1 tRNA gene and 1 pseudogene are annotated in these 1,148 nt (G+C 58.5%); both read left to right on the forward strand.

The window, feature by feature from the left end:
- The first annotated feature begins 59 nt into the window (after window positions 1–59).
- Window positions 60–133 (forward strand) — tRNA-Cys (locus AAIL66_RS24300).
- Window positions 134–326: 193 nt separating this feature from the next.
- Window positions 327–1,148, forward strand: a pseudogene (locus tag AAIL66_RS24305) (hypothetical protein); the annotation flags it as partial.

Raw genomic sequence — 1,148 nt, forward strand, 5'->3', positions numbered from 1 at the left:
TGCCAAGGTATAGGTCGACGGTTCGAACCCGTTTTCCCGCTCCAGGTTTTTGTGATAGCGGCGCGATAGCAAAGCGGTTATGCCCCGGATTGCAAATCCGGTTAGACCAGTTCGACTCTGGTTCGCGCCTCCAGATTTCTCTAAAGAAATCAACAAGTTAGGCCACCCTTACGGGTGGCCTTTTTGTTTTTACACGCGCAAAACCCCCGCAAAAACGATGCTGACCGCGCGTCATTCGCGGTCAAACCACGCGTGGAACTTCATTCTTGCCGTCCACACGAGTACACTTTATAGGACTGTTTTTTTATACAGTGTTAGAGGTGTATATGGCGAGTGTGCGGGAGACGCGGACGGGCCGCTTTGAGCTGACCATCAGAAACAAGCTGCTGCCCAAGCCGGTGTATCTGACTTTTGAAACGCGTGAAGAGGCCGATGCTTATGGCAAGCAGGTCGACATGCTGCTTGCTGCCGGTGTCGTGCCTGCAGATCTGGCCAGGACAGACGCCGAGCCCAAGCCAACTGAAAAACTGCGCTTCATCATCGGTGCGTGGATGAATACAGGCCAGCCCGCAAAGAGTGACATGGAGATCCTGCGGCTCCTGCAGATCGAGCTGGGTAAGGTGCTCATTGCCGACATCACCTACAAGTGGGCCGAGGCCTGGGTGAAAAGCATGAAGCTCGATGTGAGCAAGAACTACGCGCCCAGCACCATACGCAAGCGCATTGGCTCACTCTCGCGCTGCTTTGACTGGTGGCTGCGGCAGGCGGACGGGGTGAACTTTGGCAACCCGCTCAAGTTGCTGCCCCGTGGCCTGGCCTCCTACAACGGCAAGGATCGTGAGGAGATCGCGCAAGCCAACGCCGCCGGCGTGCCTGGTGCGCAGGCCTTGTCTGTGCGTGTGGACGTGAGCCGCGAGCGGCGCCTCTTTCCTGGGGAGCAGGAGAAGATCGAGCGGGCTATGGCGGGTGAAAAGCGACCCGACCGCGAGCGTGCCCTGGATGCGCCAGACATGCCCACGCTCTCTGTGCTCTTTAGGTTGATCGTCTGGACGGGGTTGCGGTTGCGAGAGGCCTACACCTTGACGCGTGGCCAGGTCCAGCTCGATGCGCTCAAGCTGCGTGTGCGAACCAGCAAGCAGTGGCACGGG

This window comes from Comamonas sp. F1-6 (genome assembly GCF_039581415.1).
Lineage (GTDB): Bacteria > Pseudomonadota > Gammaproteobacteria > Burkholderiales > Burkholderiaceae_C > Comamonas > Comamonas thiooxydans.